The 20208-nt window shown below is 66.2% G+C and carries 19 protein-coding genes and 1 pseudogene; 10 read left to right on the top strand and 10 right to left on the bottom strand.

Annotated features, from left to right (window positions below):
- Nucleotides 1-49: 49 nt before the first annotated feature.
- From purT to ACZ92H_RS17250, 3 genes are all read left to right on the top strand, one after another.
- Nucleotides 50-1285, top strand: a complete 1236-nt coding sequence (purT, locus tag ACZ92H_RS17240) for a formate-dependent phosphoribosylglycinamide formyltransferase (RefSeq protein ID WP_465050338.1) — start codon at nt 50-52, stop codon at nt 1283-1285.
- Nucleotides 1285-1734, top strand: coding sequence for a DUF6678 family protein (locus tag ACZ92H_RS17245; RefSeq protein ID WP_465050339.1), 450 nt, complete (start codon nt 1285-1287; stop codon nt 1732-1734). The genes purT and ACZ92H_RS17245 overlap by 1 nt, the downstream gene beginning before the upstream one ends.
- 164 nt (nt 1735-1898) lie before the next feature.
- The gene (locus ACZ92H_RS17250; RefSeq protein WP_465050340.1) at nt 1899-2636 is read left to right on the top strand and encodes a hypothetical protein; all 738 of its coding nucleotides are present in this window, start codon (nt 1899-1901) and stop codon (nt 2634-2636) included.
- Here the strand turns inward: ACZ92H_RS17250 and ACZ92H_RS17255 are convergent.
- Nucleotides 2623-3984, bottom strand: coding sequence for a hypothetical protein (locus tag ACZ92H_RS17255; RefSeq protein ID WP_465050341.1), 1362 nt, complete (start codon nt 3982-3984; stop codon nt 2623-2625). The two genes, ACZ92H_RS17250 and ACZ92H_RS17255, sit on opposite strands and share 14 nt — an antisense overlap.
- Before the next feature lie 293 nt (nt 3985-4277).
- On the opposite strand from ACZ92H_RS17255, the gene ACZ92H_RS17260 reads away from it, so the two are divergent.
- Nucleotides 4278-5456 (top strand): chymotrypsin family serine protease, encoded by a 1179-nt coding sequence (locus tag ACZ92H_RS17260; protein WP_465050342.1) that lies wholly within the window; start codon nt 4278-4280, stop codon nt 5454-5456.
- Between the two features lie 171 nt (nt 5457-5627).
- Complete coding sequence (locus ACZ92H_RS17265; protein WP_131369616.1) at nt 5628-5969, top strand: hypothetical protein; 342 nt, start codon at nt 5628-5630, stop codon at nt 5967-5969.
- 185 nt (nt 5970-6154) lie between these two features.
- Here ACZ92H_RS17265 and ACZ92H_RS17270 read toward each other — a convergent pair whose 3' ends face one another.
- Together ACZ92H_RS17270 and ACZ92H_RS17275 are read right to left on the bottom strand one after the other, a co-directional pair.
- Entirely contained in the window at nt 6155-7591 is a 1437-nt protein-coding gene (locus ACZ92H_RS17270) for a catalase (protein WP_131369613.1), read from the bottom strand.
- A 249-nt stretch (nt 7592-7840) separates the two neighbouring features.
- Nucleotides 7841-8548, bottom strand: a pseudogene (locus ACZ92H_RS17275) (GNAT family N-acetyltransferase); the annotation flags it as partial.
- A gap of 115 nt (nt 8549-8663) precedes the next feature.
- Here ACZ92H_RS17275 and pdxR point away from each other — a divergent pair.
- A complete protein-coding gene (gene pdxR, locus ACZ92H_RS17280; protein ID WP_465050479.1) occupies nt 8664-10127 on the top strand; it encodes a MocR-like pyridoxine biosynthesis transcription factor PdxR in 1464 nt (487 codons plus the stop codon).
- Nucleotides 10128-10151: 24 nt separating this feature from the next.
- Here the strand turns inward: pdxR and ACZ92H_RS17285 are convergent, their stop codons facing one another.
- From ACZ92H_RS17285 to ACZ92H_RS17310, 6 genes are all read right to left on the bottom strand, one after another.
- Nucleotides 10152-10844 (bottom strand): tetratricopeptide repeat protein, encoded by a 693-nt coding sequence (locus tag ACZ92H_RS17285; protein WP_465050343.1) that lies wholly within the window; start codon nt 10842-10844, stop codon nt 10152-10154.
- Nucleotides 10845-10900: 56 nt separating this feature from the next.
- Nucleotides 10901-13003: a bifunctional 2',3'-cyclic-nucleotide 2'-phosphodiesterase/3'-nucleotidase gene (locus ACZ92H_RS17290; protein ID WP_465050344.1), complete on the bottom strand. Its 2103-nt coding sequence runs from the start codon at nt 13001-13003 to the stop codon at nt 10901-10903.
- Nucleotides 13004-13092: 89 nt separating this feature from the next.
- A complete protein-coding gene (locus ACZ92H_RS17295; RefSeq protein WP_465050345.1) occupies nt 13093-13527 on the bottom strand; it encodes a TlpA family protein disulfide reductase in 435 nt (144 codons plus the stop codon).
- Nucleotides 13528-13553: 26 nt separating this feature from the next.
- Entirely contained in the window at nt 13554-14021 is a 468-nt protein-coding gene (locus ACZ92H_RS17300) for a DUF3299 domain-containing protein (RefSeq protein ID WP_465050346.1), read from the bottom strand.
- A 12-nt stretch (nt 14022-14033) separates the two neighbouring features.
- Nucleotides 14034-15221 (bottom strand): FtsX-like permease family protein, encoded by a 1188-nt coding sequence (locus ACZ92H_RS17305; RefSeq protein WP_465050347.1) that lies wholly within the window; start codon nt 15219-15221, stop codon nt 14034-14036.
- A complete protein-coding gene (locus tag ACZ92H_RS17310) occupies nt 15218-15880 on the bottom strand; it encodes an ABC transporter ATP-binding protein (RefSeq protein ID WP_465050348.1) in 663 nt (220 codons plus the stop codon). The genes ACZ92H_RS17305 and ACZ92H_RS17310 overlap by 4 nt, the downstream gene beginning before the upstream one ends.
- Before the next feature lie 146 nt (nt 15881-16026).
- Here ACZ92H_RS17310 and zigA point away from each other — a divergent pair, with 146 nt between their 5' ends.
- From zigA to ACZ92H_RS17330, 4 genes are read left to right on the top strand one after another with little or no spacing between them, the layout of a single operon-like run.
- Nucleotides 16027-17259 carry a zinc metallochaperone GTPase ZigA gene (gene zigA, locus ACZ92H_RS17315; protein ID WP_465050349.1) on the top strand — a complete coding sequence of 411 codons (1233 nt, stop codon included), beginning with the start codon at nt 16027-16029 and terminating at the stop codon, nt 17257-17259.
- Nucleotides 17260-17272: 13 nt separating this feature from the next.
- Entirely contained in the window at nt 17273-18313 is a 1041-nt protein-coding gene (locus ACZ92H_RS17320; RefSeq protein ID WP_465050350.1) for a CobW family GTP-binding protein, read from the top strand.
- Entirely contained in the window at nt 18310-19101 is a 792-nt protein-coding gene (locus ACZ92H_RS17325; protein WP_465050351.1) for a HoxN/HupN/NixA family nickel/cobalt transporter, read from the top strand. The genes ACZ92H_RS17320 and ACZ92H_RS17325 overlap by 4 nt, the downstream gene beginning before the upstream one ends.
- 54 nt (nt 19102-19155) lie before the next feature.
- A complete protein-coding gene (locus tag ACZ92H_RS17330; protein WP_131369580.1) occupies nt 19156-19674 on the top strand; it encodes a GNAT family N-acetyltransferase in 519 nt (172 codons plus the stop codon).
- Nucleotides 19675-19686: 12 nt separating this feature from the next.
- Here ACZ92H_RS17330 and ACZ92H_RS17335 read toward each other — a convergent pair whose 3' ends face one another.
- Nucleotides 19687-20112, bottom strand: coding sequence for a Fur family transcriptional regulator (locus ACZ92H_RS17335; protein WP_076572177.1), 426 nt, complete (start codon nt 20110-20112; stop codon nt 19687-19689).
- Nucleotides 20113-20208: the final 96 nt, after the last annotated feature.

The following is a 20208-nucleotide window of genomic DNA, read 5'->3' on the forward strand; positions in this document are numbered from 1 at the left end:
GCATTTGTTATAGTCCCAGCCATCTTTCCATCCGCCTACAGAACCTGCCATGACCACAAGCTCCCTCACTGCCAGCCCCATCGCGCCGCGCACTTTCGGCACGCCCCTGTCTTCCACCGCCGTCAAGGTCATGCTGCTGGGCTCCGGCGAGCTGGGCAAGGAAGTGATCATCTCGCTGCAGCGCCTGGGCGTGGAAGTGATCGCCGTCGACCGCTACCCGAACGCGCCCGGCCACCCCGTGGCGCACCGTTCGCACGTGATCGACATGAGCGACGGCGTGGCCCTGGCCGCGCTGATCGACCTGGAAAAGCCGGACCTGATCGTGCCGGAAATCGAAGCCATCGCCACCGATACCCTGGCGGCGCTGGAAGCGGCCGGACAGATCACGTGCATCCCGAACGCGCGCGCGGCCGTGCTGACGATGAACCGCGAAGGCATCCGCACCCTGGCGGCGGAAACCCTCGGCGTGGCGACGTCGCCCTACCGCTTCGCCAGCAGCCTGCAGGAATTGCAGCTGGCCTGTCAGGAAATCGGTTTCCCGTGCGTCGTGAAACCCGTCATGTCGTCGTCGGGCAAGGGCCAGTCCAAGCTGGACGGCCCGCAGGACGTGGAAACGGCGTGGGCCTATGCGGCCAGCGGCGGCAGGGTCGATACGGGCAGGGTCATCGTCGAGGGATTTATCGACTTCGACTATGAAATCACCTTGCTGACGGTGCGCGCCGTGGGCGCCTCGGGGCACGTTGAAACGCAGTTCTGCGAGCCGATCGGCCACTTGCAGGTGCAGGGCGACTACGTGGAATCGTGGCAGCCGGCGCGCATGGCGCCGCTGGCGCTGGAGCGTTCGCGCGACATCGCCCGCAAGGTGACGGACAACCTGGGCGGCCTGGGCCTGTTCGGCGTGGAACTGTTCGTCAAGGATGACATGGTGTGGTTCTCGGAAGTGAGCCCCCGTCCGCACGACACGGGCATGGTCACCATGGCCAGCCAGGTGCAGAGCGAGTTCGAGCTGCACGCGAAAGCCATTCTGGGTTTGCCCGTCAACGTGGCGCTGCGCTCGCCCGCCGCCTCGGCCGTCATCTACGGCCAGGTGGAAGCGAAAGGCATCGCCTTCGAAGGCGTGGCCGAGGCCTTGAACGTGCCGGGCGCGGACCTGCGCCTGTTCGGCAAGCCCGAATCGTTCGCCCGCCGCCGCATGGGCGTGGCCCTGGCCACGGCCGAGGATATCGACACGGCCCGCCAGCGCGCCGTGCTGGCCGCCTCGAAAGTCAAGCCCGTCGTCCGCTGATGGCGAACCCGGTGGCCGACGCCAGCCTGCCGCTGGCCGGCGCGGGCGACGACGACGTCAAGCGCAAGCTGCGCGGCCACATCGCGCGGCGCAACCTGGCCGGCGCCGCCAACGACTGCAAGTGGAACGCGTTGCTGGCCTTCATGCGCGGGCGCACCGACTGGGCGCCGTCGTACCGCTACGGCTCCGTTAGCGGCTACGTTTCACGCTGGGACACGGAGTGGGATTACCACCCGCCGTTTCCCTTTCTGGGCGTGGAATGGTTCGACATCAGCCTGTACACGGAAGAGCACGTGGCCATGCTGCTGCCGAAAAAAATCATCGACCATGGCGTGTGGATCGTGCCCGAACTGGCACGCATCGGCTTCGATTTCGAAGTGCGCGACCGAGTGGCGCGCATCTGGGGCTATCTGCCCCGTTCCTATCACGATTTCCCACCTGCTGATTGACACCCGACAAAACCTGCTGCGCGTCGCTACTGGCGGCCTGCGATGCTCGCCGGCTCGGCGCCCCCGCTCGGCGCCCCCGTACTGGGCAAGGGGGCGCCTTTTGGCCACCTCTGCCTTGCGCGCGCGGCGGTGTTGTCAGGGGTCGCAAATAAAGGAGTATTGCCATGCCTGACAACGACATTCCCCAAGTGCCGCAACCGGACGACGCCGTCACCGGCAAGGCGGCGGGCGCGCAGATGCTGGCCGCGGCCTGCGCCGCGCGCGACGCGTTTTATGCCAGCCTGGGCGCCATCGATGGCGACGTGCTGGCGCCGCTGCTCAATCCCGCTTTCACGGGCGGCCCGCGCTGGCCGTCCCTGCGCCAGGCCTGGAGGGTGATCCGCCGGCCAGATGCCATCATGCTCGCCAGCGATGGCTTGAGCGATCCGTTCGAGGATGACGACGACGTGTTCGTGCCGCGCGGGCACCTGCTGGAAGTGTGCATCGAGGCGCCGCCGTCCGCCTTCGATGCTCAGGACGTGGCGCAATCGTGGCTGTTCGACGTGATTTACCAGGTCAGCCAGAACGTGGCCGATCACGGCTCCATCGATTTACTGGTGCAGCGCCACGGCAGCGTCTCGATGGTGCTGGACCTGCAGGACGCGCCGCCCGCACTGGAAGACGAAAACGGCCAGGTGGGCGTGCTGCTGGCCCAGGGCGCGGCAGGCATTCCTGCCGCCTTCGACACGCCGTATGGCGAAGTGCTGCTGCTGACGATGACCGTGCTGCAGCCGGCGGAACTGGCGTTCATCAGCGCGGCGCACGACAAGGCGCAGTCGCGGCGCGACCTGGCCGCCGCGCTGGCCGCTTCGCCGTCGGGACATTGGAGCGTGGCCGGGCGGCCGGCCGTCATTCCCCGCTAGGCTTGTCGACCGGCGGCACGGCCGCTTGCTGGGGTTCGGCCGCGGCCGCTTCCACGGTGGCGGGCGCGGGCGGCGGTTCGCGCCATTTGCCCGCCGCCTTCAGCTTGTTCTTCAAGCCCGGCAGGGGAAAGCCCAGTGCATAGGCTTTCTGCGCATGCATGCTGGCCTTGTCGTATTCCTTTTTCTTGACATACATCAGGCCCAGGTTGTACTGGATCGTGGCCTGCTCGGGGGCCAGGCGGCTGGCCGCGTCCAGCTGCTCCAGCGCCGTCGCGTCCTGGCCCGTGGCCAGCAGATAGTTGCTATATACCATGCGCGCCGTCACGTCGTGCGGCGCGAAGCCGATGGCGCGCTCGAAAAAACAGCTGATGGTGTAACGGGCGCCCGGCGGCTGCGCGCTTTTCAGGCGCAGCCCCAGCTTGGCCATCGACGCCAGCGCACGGTGGTGGTTCGGAAAATGCTCCAGCGTGTAGAGAAATTCGCGCTTGACCTTGAGAATTTCGATCATTTCCAGCATGCCGCGGCTGGCCGCATACACGGCGCCCGACCATGACCAGGCGCGCGGGTCGCCTTCGTCGCCATAGTGCGCCACTTTCGACAGGTCGACGGACCCCACCAGGTCGGCCAGGTCGGCCGTGGTGGGGTCGTGCGGCGCATAGGTGCCAATGCCGCAGCGGTTCGCTTCCGACAGATAAATCTGTTCGACGGGCATGCGCAGGAAGTCGCCCGCGTACTGCTCTTCCAGCCGGGCACGGCAATGCGGGCATAGTTCGCCCTGCAGCTCGACGCCGTAGCTGGCCCGAAAGCCGGCGCGCATGCTGTGCGGCACCAGATGCAGCGGCGATTCGTGCACGGGGCAGCCGCCGATGCCGTACAGCGCCCCTTCGTCGCTGTGGCTGTAGTCTTCCAGGCCCCGCTTCAGCAGGATCACCATGGTCGACTTGCCGCCCGACGGCGGCCCCAGCAACAACAGCATGCGCCGGCCCACCTCAGAACCGGCCGCCGCCGCCTTGAAGTAGGCGGCCACGCGGTCGATCGCCTCGTCGATGCCGAACAGCTCGTCATCAAACAGGCGGCAGCGGAAATGCCCGCTGCCGTCCGTCTGCCCGTTCCAGCGCATCATGTCCCACAGGTACTGGTGGGCGCTGCGGGCCAGCAGCGGGGCGCCATCCGGCAGGATTTGCTCGAGGAAGTCGGCGAGGCTGCCGCGCCAGGGATTGAGGCGATGTTCGGCCGCATAGGACGCCATGCCATGCACGAAGCGGGCGCGCTGATGCGCGCCGTCCGACGTATCAGGCTCCGTGCCGCCACCTGCCGATGCATCATTCTGCGTACCAAGGCTCGTCATCGTGTCCCCATTGCCGCCATCGCGCGCTATCTATTTACCATCGTGCCGTCGCATGCCATCGCATGCCATTCCCCGTATGGAGCGGGCCATCTGCCAGTTTGTCGGTGAAGTATACGGCGCCGCCGCTATCTGCACGCCTGATCTCGCGCAAGCTTGAAAACGGAACTATTCCTGCGGCACTTAACACAGATACTGTCCGCACGTCATGTGCCAGCGCAGTTCAATCCAGATCAATACCGGCGGCGGCCAGCGGCCCACACTGCGCCTTGGGAGTGACCAACGAGGAGAACATCATGTTTGGGAATGACAATGGTTTCAGCGCGCCGCCGGCCGGCGCCGGCAGGGGACAGACGGCCGACGACGAAGAAGCGATCGATCAGTTTGCCGTACCCGGCGATGGCGACGGCAACATCGAGAGCGCTTCCGTGTCGGAGGTGCCGGATGCCTTGAGCGGTGTCAGCATGGAGTTATTGGAAATCAAGCGCAGTATCGAAGACGGCATGCGCCAGGCCATTTCCCAGGCCAGTGGCGTGCGCGCGGCCGATGCCTTCAGCGATGGCGGCAATATCCAGGGCGTCTCGATCGGCCTGGGCGAGGGCGCCAGCGACAGTTCCTCCGGCGAACCGGGTGTGCCCGCCCTGACCCTGTATGTTGCCGAACCGACGTCCGTGGACCGCGCCAAGGCCGCCATCGTGGGCGCCATGGGCGTGCGCGCCGTGGCCAGCGACAACGTGCCGGTGAATATCGTCGTCACGGGCGTCATCGATGCGCAGCCCCACCGCTTTCGCCTGCGGCCTGCGCCGGGCGGCGTCTCCGTCGGCCACTTCCGCATCACGGCCGGCACCATCGGCTGCCTGGCCGTGGGCCGCAGCGCGCCGCGCAACAGCCGGTTGATGATCTTGAGCAATAATCATGTGCTGGCCAATTCGAATGGCGGCGTGTTCAACGACTGCATCGTGCAGCCTGGCCCCATCGATGGCGGCCGCTGCCCGCCAGACCAGGTGGCCGTGCTGGAACGCTTCGTGCCCATCAATTTCAGCGGCGGCGTCAACTTTGTCGATTGCGCCACCGGCTGGGCCTGGCCAGACCGCGTGCGGCCCGAACTGGTGTACCTGAGCGGCGGCGTGCCCGCGTATTTCCGCATCAGCAATGCGCTGGTGGCGCCCGTGCTGGGCATGCTGGTGGGCAAATCGGGACGCACGACGCAATTGACGCAGGGCCGCATCACGGGCCTGGGTGCGACCATCAACGTCAATTATGGCAGCGGCAGGATAGCGCTGTTCCAGGACCAGATCGCCATCACGGGGGTCAGCGGCGCGTTCAGCGCGGGCGGTGATTCCGGCTCCTCCATCTGGACCTGGAACCAGCAGCGCAATCCCGTCGGCCTGCTGTTCGCCGGTGGCGGCAACATTACCTTTGCCAACCAGATGCGGCGCGTGGTGGTGGCGCTCGACATCAATCTGTACACCTGAGCAGGCAGAATGCATGGCGCCGTGGCCGGTGCCGCGCCACCTTGCATATCGCCGCCTTTTGCACGAAGATGAAGTTGTCAGGGACTGCAGGCGCGCATGGTTCAGCCCGGCAAGGGGAGCTGTGACGCCCGGTAGCCGGGTGTATCATGGATAGCATCAGGAGAAATTGCCATGTCAAACAGCAAATTTACACCATCGCCCCATGCCGTGTTCGAGGATGCCGCCATGCCGTATTTGCCGGATGAGCCCTTGGGGCAGGGCGCGGGAATCACGGGACAATACGGCCAGCCGGCACGGCACGGGCGCCTGGAGGCCGCGAAGCGGCGCAATGAGCGGGCGCTGATGGCCATCGACGGCGTGGAAGGCGTCAGCCTGGGACAAACCGCCGTCGGCAAGGAAGCGCTGGTCGTGTATTTGCGCGACTCGTCCGTCAAGCGGCGCGTGCCGCTGCAGGTCGAGGGCTATCCGGTGGAAACGAGCATCACGGGCCAGATCGATATCCAGCGCTGGTAGGGAAGGCCCGACGGCATCGCCATCAGGCCTTGAGCGTGGCGCCACTGCCCGGCGCGACGACAGGCTGCCATGTGCTGGCGTGGCCCGCCGTCACGCCAGCGCCGGCATGGCGGACCGGCCGGCGGCCTGCCAGCCCGCCAGCCCGCATTCCAGCGCGGTTTGCCAGCTCAGGCTAGCTGCTCAGCCTACTTGCTCAGTCGGCCGATCGCTTCCGCCACGCCCGCGCCATAGGCGGGGTCGCACAGGGTGCAATTGCCGATATGGCGTTGCTTGACCTGCTCCGAGGCGCCCGAAATGGCCCGGGCCGTGTTCTCGAACAGCACTTGCTGCTGTGCCGGGGTCATCAGGCGGAACAGGGCGCGCGGCTGCGAATAGTAATCCTCGTCCACGCGGTGGTTCCAGTGGTCGGCCGCGCCTTCAATGCTCAGCGGCGGTTCGCGGAAATCGGGCTGCTCCGCCCACTCCTGCTCGCTGTTCGGTTCATAGGCCAAGGTCCCGCCCTGGTTGCCGTCCACGCGCATCTGGCCATCGCGGTGGTAGCTGTGGAACGGGCACTTCGGCGCGTTGACGGGGATAAGGCTGTGATTGACGCCCAGGCGGTAGCGCTGCGCGTCGCCATACGAAAACAAACGGCCTTGCAGCATCTTGTCCGGTGAAAAACTGATGCCGGGCACCACGTTGGCCGGGTTGAACGCAGCTTGTTCCACTTCCGCGAAGTGGTTGTCCGCATTGCGGTTCAGTTCCAGCACGCCCACCTCGATCAGCGGATAGTCGCCGTGCGGCCATACTTTCGACAGGTCGAACGGGTTGATGTGGTACGTTCCCGCCTCTTTTTCCGGCATGATCTGCACATACAGGGTCCAGCGGGGGAAATCCTTGTTTTCGATGCTTTCGTACAGGTCGCGGTGCGAGCTTTCGCGGTCCTTGCCCACCAGTTCCTCGGCTTGTGCATCCGTCAGGTTCTGGATGCCTTGCTGGGTTTTAAAGGTGAACTTGACCCAGAAACGTTCGTTTTGCGCATTCAGGAAGCTGAATGTGTGGCTGCCGAAACCGTGCATGTGGCGGAAGCTGCGCGGCAAGCCCCGGTCGCTCATCACCACCGTCACCTGGTGCAGCGCTTCCGGCAAGGACGACCAGAAGTCCCAGTTGCTGTTGGGGCTGCGCAAGCCCGTGCGCGGGTCGCGCTTGATGGCGTGATTCAAGTCCGGGAATTTCAGCGGGTCGCGCATGAAAAATACCGGGGTATTGTTGCCGACCAGGTCCCAGTTGCCTTCTTCCGTATAGAACTTCAGGGCGAAGCCGCGGATGTCGCGTTCCGCGTCCGCCGCGCCGCGTTCGCCGGCCACCGTGGAAAAGCGCGCAAACATGGGGGTTTGCTTGCCCACCGCGCCAAAAATCTTGGCCCGCGTGTAGCGCGTGATGTCGTGCGTGACGGTAAACGTGCCGTGCGCGCCGGAACCCTTGGCATGCATGCGGCGTTCCGGGATGACTTCGCGGTCGAAGTGGGCCAGTTTTTCCAGGAACCACACATCTTGCAACAGGGCAGGGCCACGCGGGCCTGCCGTCTGGATGTTCTGATTGTCTACAACAGGCGCGCCAAAGGCGGTGGTCAGCTTTTTCATTGGACTCTTTCTTTATAGGGAGGTCAACGGACGAGCCAGGGCCTACCCAAACACTGGCTGGGTCGAGCGATGCGACGCGCTCACCGAGGCTGGTCCAGAGTAACTAATTTCCAAAAAGCAAATTCAGTGTAATGCATTTCGAGGCTGGCAGCAGCCCTGCCGCCTCCGTGGAGACGGCAGGGCCATCATAGCCTCTCGGCAATGTCTAGCCCAACACGATTGACGCAGCACAAACCTCTATGCTGTGGTGGCGGCGCGCAAGGCGGCCAGCGATTGGCGCTGCGTGCCATCCGAGGGCAGGTTGTCCGGCGACAGCCATTGCTCCAGGGCTTGCCGCAGGGCGGGCCAGTCGCTGCGGACGATGGCAAACCATGCCGTATCGCGGCTGCGGCCCTTGTAGAAGCCGGACTGGCGGAAGATGCCTTCGAACTGGAAACCCAGGCGCAGCGCGGCCTGGCGCGACGGCGCGTTCAGGCTGTCGCACTTCCATTCGTAGCGGCGGTAGCCCAGGGTGTCGAAGGCATAGCGCATCAGCAGATACTGCGCTTCGGTGGACGCGGGCGTGCGCTGCAAGGCGGGCGAAAACATGACCGTGCCCACTTCGATGGCGCCGTTGGCCGCATCGATGCGCATCAGGGCCAGGGTGCCGAGCGCTTGTCCGCTGGTCAGATCGATGACGGCGTAGTGCAGGGGATCGTTGCACTGGGCAGCTTGCTGGGCATAGGCGCGGTAGCCTTCCAGGTCATCGAAGGGGCCCATCAGCATGTAGGTCCAGCCGCGCTGGTCCGGCGCCTGCGCATGGGCGCGATACAGGTCTGCCGCATGCCGCGCAGCATCGAGCGGCTCCAGGCGGCAATAGCGGCCGTGCAGGGTGACGCGCTCAGGACGGGGGCGGGCCGTCCACTCCGGCGCGGGTGCGCCGATAGGTTGCTGGAAAGAATTCAAGAGGGGGGACATGGCGGCTTTCTGATTGTGTCGGCCGGCACCTTGCCGGCCTGTGACGGGCAGAATAAGCGGCGCGTGGTCTCCTCACAAGTGCCATATCGGGTATATTCCATGGTGCCATGATTTGATGATATTTGATGTGATACCGATTAACCACCCGCAAACCACCCTCGAACTGCCCCTGTCCCGCGCAGCCGGTGCCGCACCGCTGCAGCGGCAATTGCATGCGCGGCTGAGAAAGGCCATTCTCGACGGAGGTTTGCTGGCAGGCAGCCGTCTGCCTGCGTCGCGCCTGCTGGCGCAAGCCCTGGCCATTTCGCGCAATACCGTCAGCGCCGTGTACGAGCAACTGGCCGTGGAAGGTTTTGTCGTTGCGGGGCGGCAAGGCACCTTGGTTGCCGCCTTGCCGCCACAAGGCATGGCGCCCGCGTCCCTGCCCATGCCGCCGCTGGCGCGGCGCCTGGGGCCGCTGTCGGCTGCGCCCGTCACGGAACACGGTCCCGCCGCGCTGCGTCCCGGCGAACCGGCGCTGCCGCAGTTTCCGCTGGCGGCATGGCGCCGCGCGCTCGACGTTGCCTGCAGCAATGGCAGCGCCGCGCTGGCGTATGGCGAGCCGGCCGGCGAGCCAGCCTTGCGCGCGGCGATCGCCCGCTACCTGGGCGCGGCGCGCGGCGTGCGTTGCCTGCCCGAACACATCATCATCACGGAAGGGGCGCAAGAGGCGCTGGGACTGTGCGTGCGGCTGCTGACCAACCCTGGCGACACGGCCTGGGTGGAAGATCCCGGCTACCGGGGCGCCAAGGCGGCCATGCGCGCGGGCGAGCTGCGCATCGTGCCCATGCGCGTCGATGCACAGGGCATGCTGGCCAGCGCGGACGATTGGCGGGAACAGCGCCCACGCCTCGTCTACGCGACGCCGGGCCACCAGTATCCGCTGGGCGCCGTGCTGTCCGCCGCGCGGCGCCTGCAACTGATCGAGGCGGCGCAGGCGCACGGCGCCTGGCTGATCGAGGATGATTACGACAGTGAATTTCGCCACGCGGGCGAGCCGATCGCCGCCATGCAGGGCCTGGCCAGCCAGGGGCCGGTCTTGTACGTGGGCACCTTCAGCAAGACCATGTTTCCCGCCTTGCGTCTGGGCTTCCTGATCCTGCCCGCCGCCTTGCTGGAGGCGGCGCGTGCGCCGCTGGCCGCCATGCTGCGCGGCGGGCACCGGCTGGAACAGCTGGCCATGGCGCATTTTATGGATAGCGGGCAGTATGCGCGCCACCTGGGACGCATGCGGCGCCTGTACCGCGAACGGCAGCACGCCTTGCGCGCGGCGCTGGCGCAGCACTTCGATGTGCCGCACAGCATCGAAGGCGGGCATTGCGGCTTGCACCTGACGGTACGGCTGCCCGCGCAGTTTCCCGATGCCGCCATCGCCGCGGCCGCGCGCGCCTGCGGCATGGCGCCCACGGCCCTGTCCAGCTTTGCGCTGGCGCCGCTGCCCGTAGACAATGGCCTGGTGATCGGCTATGGCAACACGCCGCCCGACCTGTACGCGCCGCTGCTGCGGCGCCTGGCACAGCTGGCGCAATCGGCGCGGTAAGGCAGACGCGCGCGGTCGCCTGTGTTAAAAACGGTTCCAGTTGTTATGCCGGTGCTCCGTCGCTTCCTTCATCAGGTGGCCGGCGCGCAGGGCATCGTCGGCCTGCACCGCCATGGCCAGTTCCTGGATGGCGGGCGGGTACTCATGGTGGGCCGCTTCTTCCAGCAAGGCGCGGCCCCTGGACAAGTCCTGCGGCACGCCGCGGCCTTCGCGGTAGGCGTTGTACAGCAGGAACATGGCATGTGCGTTGCCCAATTCGCTAGATTTTTCCAGCCAGCGCGCCGCCTCGGTCTGATCCTTCGGCACGCCTTCGCCATTCGCCGCCTGCAGGCCCAGCATCAGGGCCGCCTTGCCATGGCCTTGCTGCGCCGCCTGCCGGTACCACAGCCACGCTTGGCCCGGTTCTGCCGCGCGCAGCATCTGGCCCAGCTCGAAGGCGGCTTCCGTGTCGCCCGCGCGGGCCGCCTGTTCAAAGAATTTCAGCGCATCGGCGCGGCGCCCGGGCCTGGCCTGGTAAATCAGCGCCAGTTCGCGTTCGGCCACGGGCATGTCCTTGCTGGCCCAGCTGCGCACCTTGCGCTCGGCCTGGTGGTCGCCGGCCTGGCGCGCATGCATGGCGACGGCTTCGATTTCGGCCGCCGTGGGCGGTGGCGAGGACTGGCAGGCGGCCAGCGCCGTTGCCAGGATGACGGCGGGGAGGGAAAGCGCTTGTTTCATCTTGATCACCTTTCATCAAAACAGGCCGGAACACCAGCAGTTCCGGCCCATGCACCTTATTTGCTCAGGTCGATGCGGTATTTGGCAAAACCGCTGGCGTCGAGCGCGCCTTCGGCCGCCACGTTGGCAATGCCGCTGCTTTGCGCCAGGGCCAGGTGGCCCGGCGCGGAGCGCAGGATCACGGGACCGGCCGTGGCCGTCTTGACGAAGCTCCAGCTGCGCGCGCTGCCATTCGCCGCCAGCGTCACCTTGCCGCCCTTGGTGCTCAGCGACGCCAGATAATTGCTGACCACGGCCTGGTTCGCATCGGGCGACTTGATGATGGTCTTGCTGCCGTCGATGCCGGGCACGGCGCCGCCGCCGCCGGCACGGTAGTCGTTCGTCGCCACGATGAAATCGTCGCCATCGGCCACGGGCGCGCCCCTGTACGTCAGGTTGACGATGCGGCTGCCCGCTTTTTTTGTCACGTCGATCTGGTACGTCAGCGCATTGTTTTCCGCGTAGAACACGTCATAGTTATAGATCGTGCCATACGAGGGCACCAGGTCCTGCTCGGCGCTGCTGGCCGGGTCGATCTGGTTGAATTGCTTGGCCGACGTTTCCAGCCACGCCTTCAAGTCCGCACCCTTGATCTTCACGGCTTGCAGGTTGTTATTACTATATAAATACAAATCGCCGGGATTACGCACCTGCAAGCCAATCGGCGCGGCCGGGCTGGCGCCCGACGCCACGTCCGTGAAGTCCGATGGCCCGTTGCGGCCCGCCTTGAATGGGGCGCTGCAGGAAATCACGGGAATGTTCTTGTAGGCCGACAAGGTGGCGTCCGTGCTGGTGGCGATGAAGTTTTTCACATAGTCCAGCTGCGCCTGGTTCACCAGCTGGATGGCGCTGACATCGCCCACCAGCGCGAAATAGGCCGACATCTCGAAATCCGTGCTGATGCCCAGCGGCTGCTTGGCATAGGCGATGGTGGCCGCATGCTCGGTGGCCACCAGCGGGGCGATGGCCGGGTCGGCTTTCACGAGGGTCGTGCCATCCGTGTACTTGAAGCCGCGCGATTCCACCGTCGTCTTCGCCGGCTGCACCACCCATTTGCCGCCCTGGTACACCATGGTCAGCTTGATGATGCCCAGGCGGCGGCCCCAGCTTTGCGCCATGACGGTGGGCACACCGTTGACAAAGCCGTTCTCCGCATCGATCTTGGCGCTGGCGGGGAAGGCGCTAAACGAGGCGTCCAGCGCGGCCGCGCCGGTTTCCTTGCCTTTTGGGAAGATCAAGTGCGAGTGGCCGATCATCAGCGCGTCGATGCCCGTGCTGGTCAGGTGATAGCTGCCGTTTTCCATCTTCGGGCTGTAGGGGCTCGTGTCCAGGCCGCCATGCGACAGGGCCACCACCAGGTCGGCACCCTTGCTGCGCAGCTCGGGCACGTATTGTTTCGCCGCTTCCTGCACGCCCGTCACGCTGACCTTGCCAGCGAGGACTTTCTGGTCCCATTCGAGGATTTGCGGCGGCACGAAGCTCAGCACGCCCACATTGATCTTCACCGTCAGCTTGCTGCCATCGGGCGCCGTGGCGGCAAAATCGCGCGGCAGCAAGGTGTAGGGCTGGAAGATGGGCTTGCCGCTGGCCACGCCGACGACGTTGCTCAGCACGGAAGGGTAGGCGGGCGCGCCGCAGGTGCCCGTCGGCTTGGTGACACCGGGGATGCCGAAGTCCGTGTTGGTGATCTGGCTCAGGTAAGCGAGGCCATAGTTGAATTCGTGGTTGCCCATGCCGCCCGCGTCGTATTTCAGCGCGTTCATGGCCTTGTGCACGGCCAGCGTGCCCGTGCACGGCACGGGCGCGGCCACGGCTTGCAGGTCGGCCAGCAAGGTACCCTGGATGACGTCGCCATCGTCGAGCAAGACGTTGTTCGGGTTTTCCGCGCGCGCCGCCTGGATCAGGGTCGACGTGCGCTCCAGGCCCAGGCTCGTGTCTTCCGCCAGCGCATAGTAGTTATAGCTCAGGACATTCGAGTGGATGTCCGTGGTTTCCAGCAAGGCCACGCTCACCGTCGTGCCTTCGGGAATGGCCGGCGCGGCCGGGGTATGCGAACTGCCGTTGCAACCGACGAGACCCACACTTGCCAGCGCCGCCAGCATGACCCAATTTGTTTTCATTACCGCCCTCAGTTAGATGCAAAGGACGCGACTGTAACGCCGCCATATGACGCGGCGATGACAGCCGTGCAGGGCGCATGGATGCGTGCTTAGCGGCAGGCCGCCACGGCGGCCTCCAGCCACGCCGCATCGATGGCGCCCAGGCGCCGGGTACAGATCCGATGCTGAGAGTTCACAATCACTGTGTACGGCAAGCCTTTGATTTGATTGCCAAAGGTGGGCAGCAAGGCAGGCCCGGCCAGGGCCTGGGGATAGCTGGCAGGGTGCTGCAGCAGGAAAGCCTGCGCGGCAGCCCTGGTATCGATGGCGATGCCGATGAAGGGTAGCCCGGGATGCTTGGCGGCATGGGCATTGAGGACGGGCAGTTCGCGCACGCAGGGCAGGCAGTTGCTGGCCCAGAAGTTCAGCACCACGGCCCGCCCAGGGAAGTCGCCGAGCTGCATCCGGCCGCCGCCATTCAGGCGGGGCAGATCGAATTGCAGCGGTGCGGCGCTTGCAGGGCAAGACGGCGGCAAGAACAGCATCAAGAACAGCAGCGCTGGCCGGCGCCTCATTGCGCTACCACGGCCGCGTCCGTCATGCGGTAGTACAGGCCCATGGGATCGCTGGCCAGCACCTTCAGCTTGCCCTGCACGACGAACGGCGCGTAGCTGAAGTTGACGGGCGTGCGGCTCCTGATTTCCACCACGCCTTCGGGCCCGGCCGGCAGGCAAAAGGGGCAGCTGGCCGAGGTCACGGTCAGCAGGAAATGCCTGTGCTTCCGGCCTGGCTCGATCGGCATCATGAAGCCCTGCACTTTCACTTCCGTATTGTCGAGTGCGCGGATGGCCGGTGTGTATTTGGGCACCATGCGGCCCTTGCTTGCCTTCACGGTGGTGGCCTGGCCCAGGAGTTTCCACGACACCACGCCTGGCAGATCCGTCAAGGGGGCGAAAAACGAGGGCGGTTCGTCGGCTGGCGCGGCGGCGGCAAGGCCGGCCAGCAGCAGTCCGGCACCCAATATCATGATTTTTTTCATGCTGGCTTCCTGTCAGGGGCGCGCCAGGATGGCGGCAATATCCGTGCGGTAGGCGCGCGCGGCGGGGATGGCGGCGGCCAGCAAGCCGATGGCCATGGCGATCACGGGCAGCCACGCTTCGCCGGGGGCGATGCGCCAGGGCTGCAGGCTCAGGTCTTGCACGGATGCCAGCACAGCGATACCGGCATGGCCCAGCAGCCAGCCGATGGCCGCGCCGGCCAGCGACAGCAGCAAGCCCTGCGCCAGCAGCAGTCGCAGCAGCGTTAAGGGCGAGGCGCCCAGGGTGCGCAGGATGGCCATGTCCCACTTGCGTTCTTCCAGCGCGCCATACAGGGCGACGAACAGCGACAGGGCCGCCACCAGCAGCACGCCGGCGGCGATCGCCCGCAGCACGTCGATGCCCACGCCCAGCAAGGTGAACAGGCGCGCCGCCTCGAAGGCGGGCTGCGCCGCCTGCAGCCGGGCCTGGGCATTCACCCAGCGGGGCAGGAAAACGGCGGCCAGGGGCGACGCGTAGTGCACCAGCACGGCCGTCAGCTCGCGCTGCGGCGTGGCCGCCGGCACGGCGGGCTGCTCGTCCGGGTCCGTCTCGTGCACTTGCCACACGGATGCGACGGGCGTGAGGATCAGCCGGTCGAGCACCGTGCCCGTCGGCTGCAGGATGCCCACGACGGTGTAGGGCGCATGCCCGTGCAGCTCGCCGCCCGTCGCCAGCCCGTGCGACCCGGCAAAGCTGGCGCCCACGGTGGCGCCCGTCTCGCGCGCGGCGCGGGCGCCGAACACGGCTTGCATGGGCTGCGTGAACAGCTGGCCTTGCGCCAGGCGCGCGCCATAGTGGCCGGCCAGGGCCGCGGTGCTGCCGACGATGCGGAAACCGTGGAAGTTGTCGCCCAGGGCCAGGGGAATGGCGCTTTTCACCAGCGGCTGCGCGGCCAGCGCCGCCAGCGCGCCCTCCGGGATGTTACCGGTCGGAATATCGGCGTGGTACACGGAGGACAGGATCAGCTGCAGCGGCGAGCCCTTGGCGCCCACCACCAGGTCGATGCCCCGCGCATCGCGCTCGGCATGCTCTTCCAGCTGGGCCGACACGCTGAAGATGAACGTCATCATGGCGATGCCGATGGCGACCAGCAGCAGGTTCAGGCTGGACGCCAGCGGCTTGTGGCGCAGGGCGCGCCAGGCCAGGGTAAGGGCGTTCATGCCGCCACCCGCATCGGGGGCAGGCGCAGCACCGTGGCCTGCGGCAGGGCGGCCAGCACGCGCGCGTCGTGGCTGGCGATGATGAGCGATGCGCCTGCCTGTTCCGCCTGGCCAGCCAGCACCGCGATGACGGCGGCGCAGGCGGCATCGTCGAGATTGGCAGTCGGCTCGTCGGCCAGGATCAGCTGCGGGCGCATGACGACGGCGCGCGCGATGGCGGCCCGCTGCCGCTGGCCGCCGCTCAATTCGTGCGGGTAGGCGGCCAGTTTGGCGCCCAGGCCCAATTGATCGAGCAGGCTGGCGGCGCGGGCCGGATCGGGCCGCTGGCCGCTGGCGTAGGCGGGCAGCAAGACATTTTCCAGCACGCTCAGGCTGGCCACCAGCGCCAGTTGCTGGGGCAGCAAGCCGACGGCGCGGCCGCGCCAGCTGTCGCGCTGGCGCGGCGTCAGGCCGGGCAGGGAGGTGCCCGCCACTTCGAGGCGGCCGGCCTGCGGCGCCAGGATGCCGGCCAGCAAATGCAGCAGGGTCGATTTGCCGGAACCGGACGGCCCCAGGAGCAGGGCATGGCGCCCGGCAGGCAAGTCGAAGGCGGCGATGTCGAGCACGGGGCGGGCAGCGGCGTCGCCATAGCCATATGTCAGTGAGGCGAGATGGAGCATGGAGTCTCTTTCAGGGTGGCGGAAACGGGCGGTGCAAAATTGCCGCACAAATGCAAGTGAGCTGCATTATAATTTAAAACGCAATCGACTTGCATTTAAAAATCAGGCTCCATTGCTACCCCTCATCGACCATCCGAAAGATACCCATGACCCAGCGCAAACTCCCCGTCACCGTCCTGTCCGGCTTTCTCGGCGCCGGCAAGACCACCTTGCTCAACCACATACTGCGCAACCGCGAAGGCAAGCGCGTGGCCGTCATCGTCAACGACATGAGCGAGGTCAACATCGACGCGGCGCTGGTGAAGGAAGGGGCTGCGGCGGCCGGTGCGGCCCTGTCGCGCACGGAAGAAAAACTCGTCGAAATGTCGAACGGCTGCATCTGCTGCACCCTGCGCGACGATCTCCTGGTGGAAGTGCGGCGTCTGGCCGCCGAGGACCGCTTCGACTACCTGCTGATCGAATCGACGGGCGTGGGCGAACCGATGCCCGTGGCCGCCACCTTCGACTTCGAGGACGAGCACGGAGACAGCCTGAACGACGTGGCGCAGATCGACTGCATGGTCACGGTGGTCGACTGCGCCAACCTGCTGGCCGATTTCCATAGCGAGGACAGCCTGGAGCAGCGCGGTGAAGTCGCGGGCGAGGGCGATGACCGCCAGCTGGCCAATTTGCTCACCGAACAGATTGAATTTGCCAACGTCATCGTTCTCAACAAGGTGGACATGGTGGAGGCCGATGAGCGCCTGCGCGTGCTGGCCATCCTCCAGGCCTTGAATCCCGGCGCGCGCATCATCGAGACGAACCAGTCCGTCGTGCCGCTCGACGCCATCCTCGGCACGCGGCTGTTCAACCTGGAGCAGGCGGCCAGCATGCCGGGCTGGGCGCAGGAGCTGGCGGGTATCCACGCGCCGGAAACGGATACCTATGGCATCAGCAGCTTTGTCTACCGGGCCAGGGAGCCTTTCCATGCGCAGCGCCTGCACGACTACATTGCCCAGCCGATTGCCGGCGTGGTGCGCAGCAAGGGCTATTTCTGGCTGGCCAGCCGGCCCGAATGGGTGGCCAGCCTGTCCGGCGCGGGCAAGCTGATGAATATCGAACCCGTGGGCCTGTGGTGGGCTTGCGTGCCGCAGGAGCGCTGGCCCACGGATGCGGACTCCCTGGCGGAAGTCAAAGCGGGCTGGAGCGAGCCATATGGCGACCGCTATCAGGAAATCGTCTTCATCGGCCAGGGCATGGACCAGGCCGCCATTGAAGCGGACTTGAAAAAATGCCAATTGAACCATATGGAAACGCGCCAGGGCATGGCTGCCTGGCGCGGCTTGCCGGATCCGTTCCCCCAATGGCAGCGCATGGAAGAACTCGAAGATCAACCTTGAACAGGACAACAGCATGACAGAACTGATCCCCGTCACCATCATCACGGGTTTTCTCGGCAGCGGGAAGACCACCTTGCTCAAGCGCATATTGCAGGGCAACCACGGCTTGCGCATCGCCGTGATCGAAAATGAATTCGCCGCCGAAAGCATCGACCATGGCTTGCTGGTGCAGGATGGCGGCGAGCAGATCGTGGAAATGAACAATGGCTGCATCTGCTGCAGCGTGCGCGGCGACCTGATCCGCATCCTGGGCGAGCTGCACGCGAAACGCGCCGCGGGCAGCATCGCTTTCGACCACGTGGTCATCGAAACGACGGGCCTGGCCGCGCCCGGGCCCGTGGCGCAGACCTTCTTTGCGGAGCCTTCCGTCAGCGAGTTCTACCTGCTCGACGCCATCCTGACGGTGGTCGACGCGCGCCATGCGCAAGCCCAATTGACGGCGCACCAGGAAGCGCAGGAGCAGGTGGGCTTTGCCGACCGCCTCCTGCTGTCGAAGACGGACCTGGTCAGCAAGGCCGAACTGGCGGCGCTGCGCCGGCGCCTGGCCGCCATCAATGGCCGCGCCCGCATGCAAAAGCTCAGTTTTGGCAACGTGCCCCTGCGCGACATCCTGAATATCCGCGGCTTCAACTTGAATGCCATCGTCGAACTGGAACCGGATTTCCTGGGCGAACTGGGCCACCGCCATGGCGACGGCGTGCAATCGTTCGTGTACCACCAGGCGCAAGCGCTCGATTTGCTGCAGGTGGAAAATTTTCTCGATGCCGTGGTGCAGCTGTTCGGTACCCAGCTGATGCGTTACAAGGGCATTTTGCATGTGGCCGGCCTGCCATGCCGCGCCGTCTTCCAGGGCGTGCACATGCTGATGGGCTCGGAACTGGGCGCGCCGTGGGGCGACGGGGAAACCCGCGCCAGCAGCATGATCTTCATTGGCCGCGATTTGCCGCAGGACATGCTGACGCGGGGCCTGGACCGCTGCGTGCCCGGCGCCTCCAGCCCGGCCAGCGTACTGACCGGCGTCATGGCCGAGGCGGTGGCCGGGGCGGCGGCATGAGCGTGGAAGCGGGCTTGCCCGCCCTGGCGCTGATCTTCCTGCTCGGCATGCGGCACGGCCTGGAACCGGATCACCTGGCCGCCGTCGACGGCTTGACCATGCGCAGCCTGCCGCGGCATCCGCGCTGGGCACCGTGGATGGGCGCGCTGTTTGCGCTGGGGCATGGCGTCACCGTGCTGGCCATCGTGGCCGTGGCCGCCATGGCGGCGGAACGGTACACGCCGTCGGAGGCCCTGTTCGGCTGGCTGGAATGGCTGCCCATCGCCTTGCTGCTGCTGATCGCCGGGATGAACGCCCGCACCTTGCTGGCCGGCGCGCAACTGGCCAACGTGCGCAGCCTGCTGCTGCCCGGGTGGCTGCGCGGCGCTTCCGGGCCGCTGGGCGGCGTCCTGGTCGGCATGCTGTTCGCGCTGGTCTTCGACACGGCCCTGCAGGCGGCCGCCTGGGGCTACGCTGCCGTGGCCCTGGGCGGCATGGGGCCGGCCTTGCTGACCGGCGGCGTGTTTGCCGTCGGCATGGGTGTGACGGATACCTTCGATGGCTGGGTCACGGCGAAAGTCATGCGCACCGGCAAGGAAGACATCGTGCGCGCGTTCCGGCGCCGCCTGGGCTGGCCCATCGTCGCCATCTGCGTGGCCATGGCCGCCTGCATGGCCGCAGGCAAGCTGGACCCGGCGTGGTCGATGCCGGAAAGCTGGCTGGCGGCGCTGGGCGCGGCCATGGTGCTGCTGATGGCCGCGCTATATGGCTGGACCCTGTACGGCTTGCGCGCCGCGCGCACGCCGTGAGCATGGCCGGACGGCCGGCGTGGGTATAATGCAAAAAAAACTCCGGGTTCCACCATGTCCGCCACCGATATCACCATCCGCCTGCTGACGCCAGCCGATGCCGGCGCGTTTTGCGCGCTGCGCCTGCGCGCCATCCTCGACTCGCCCAGTTCGTTTTCCTCCTCGCGCGAGGATGAACTGGCGCGCACGCCGGAAGAGCATGCGCAGCGCATCGCCGGCGGCCAGCAGCAAAGGGCGTTCGGCGCCTTCGACGGCGAACGCCTCGTCGGTTTTGCGGGCTTGCGGCGCGAACCGTTGCGCCAGTTGTCGCACAAGGCCGTGCTGTGGGGCGTCTTCGTCGACGTGCAGCAGCGCGGCAAGGGCGTGGCGCGGCGTCTCGTGCATGCCTGCATCGACCTGGCCGAGCGCGACCCGGCCATCCTGCAAGTCCACCTGAGCGTGAATGCGGAAAACAATGTGGCCTTGCGGCTGTATGAATCGTTGGGATTTATCGCGTATGGCACCGAACCGCGCTCCATGCGCGTGGGCGAGCTATTTTATGACGAGTATCACCTGGCCTTGTTGATCAGGTGATACTCCGGGGAATTACTTGCAGCGCGGGCACAGGCCCTTGATCAGGTAATCGACCTCGTCGCCGCTGAAACCTTCCGGCAAGGCCACGGGCGTGGGCAGCTTGACTTCATTGAAGCAGGTGACGTTGGCGCACTTGGTGCACTGGAAATGCGCGTGTTCGTGCGCCTGGTGGCCGGCGCCCGCGCTGAAGCGCCACACCTGGTCGGCACCGGCGATGCGGTGCACCAGTTCATTTTCCGTCAGCCATTCCAGCACGCGGTACAGGGTGACGGAATCGATATCGCTGTCCTGCGACAGCGCCTGCTGGATTTCATGGTGGGTCAGCGAACGGCTTTGCGCCATCAGAAAGTCGAGCACCTTCACGCGCGTCTTGGTGACGCGGGCGTTGGTGTTGCGGATCAGCGATTCGGCTTGCGGTGTAGAAGATGATGTCAACATAATATGGCCTGCTTACGGGTGGACGGGCTGGCGGCGTCATCGCCGTGCCTTCGGCACCCTCATGGCCGTATCTTAGCATGCGTGACCACGGGCATG

The organism is Janthinobacterium foliorum (assembly GCF_978021625.1).

Coding starts and splice junctions, on each gene's coding strand:
- purT (WP_465050338.1), top strand. CDS start 50: ATGACCACAAGCTCCCTCACTGCCAGCCCCATCGCGCCGCGCACTTTC.
- ACZ92H_RS17245 (WP_465050339.1), top strand. CDS start 1,285: ATGGCGAACCCGGTGGCCGACGCCAGCCTGCCGCTGGCCGGCGCGGGC.
- ACZ92H_RS17250 (WP_465050340.1), top strand. CDS start 1,899: ATGCCTGACAACGACATTCCCCAAGTGCCGCAACCGGACGACGCCGTC.
- ACZ92H_RS17255 (WP_465050341.1), bottom strand. CDS start 3,984: ATGACGAGCCTTGGTACGCAGAATGATGCATCGGCAGGTGGCGGCACG.
- ACZ92H_RS17260 (WP_465050342.1), top strand. CDS start 4,278: ATGTTTGGGAATGACAATGGTTTCAGCGCGCCGCCGGCCGGCGCCGGC.
- ACZ92H_RS17265 (WP_131369616.1), top strand. CDS start 5,628: ATGTCAAACAGCAAATTTACACCATCGCCCCATGCCGTGTTCGAGGAT.
- ACZ92H_RS17270 (WP_131369613.1), bottom strand. CDS start 7,591: ATGAAAAAGCTGACCACCGCCTTTGGCGCGCCTGTTGTAGACAATCAG.
- pdxR (WP_465050479.1), top strand. CDS start 8,664: ATGATATTTGATGTGATACCGATTAACCACCCGCAAACCACCCTCGAA.
- ACZ92H_RS17285 (WP_465050343.1), bottom strand. CDS start 10,844: ATGAAACAAGCGCTTTCCCTCCCCGCCGTCATCCTGGCAACGGCGCTG.
- ACZ92H_RS17290 (WP_465050344.1), bottom strand. CDS start 13,003: ATGAAAACAAATTGGGTCATGCTGGCGGCGCTGGCAAGTGTGGGTCTC.
- ACZ92H_RS17295 (WP_465050345.1), bottom strand. CDS start 13,527: ATGCTGTTCTTGCCGCCGTCTTGCCCTGCAAGCGCCGCACCGCTGCAA.
- ACZ92H_RS17300 (WP_465050346.1), bottom strand. CDS start 14,021: ATGAAAAAAATCATGATATTGGGTGCCGGACTGCTGCTGGCCGGCCTT.
- ACZ92H_RS17305 (WP_465050347.1), bottom strand. CDS start 15,221: ATGAACGCCCTTACCCTGGCCTGGCGCGCCCTGCGCCACAAGCCGCTG.
- ACZ92H_RS17310 (WP_465050348.1), bottom strand. CDS start 15,880: ATGCTCCATCTCGCCTCACTGACATATGGCTATGGCGACGCCGCTGCC.
- zigA (WP_465050349.1), top strand. CDS start 16,027: ATGACCCAGCGCAAACTCCCCGTCACCGTCCTGTCCGGCTTTCTCGGC.
- ACZ92H_RS17320 (WP_465050350.1), top strand. CDS start 17,273: ATGACAGAACTGATCCCCGTCACCATCATCACGGGTTTTCTCGGCAGC.
- ACZ92H_RS17325 (WP_465050351.1), top strand. CDS start 18,310: ATGAGCGTGGAAGCGGGCTTGCCCGCCCTGGCGCTGATCTTCCTGCTC.
- ACZ92H_RS17330 (WP_131369580.1), top strand. CDS start 19,156: ATGTCCGCCACCGATATCACCATCCGCCTGCTGACGCCAGCCGATGCC.
- ACZ92H_RS17335 (WP_076572177.1), bottom strand. CDS start 20,112: ATGTTGACATCATCTTCTACACCGCAAGCCGAATCGCTGATCCGCAAC.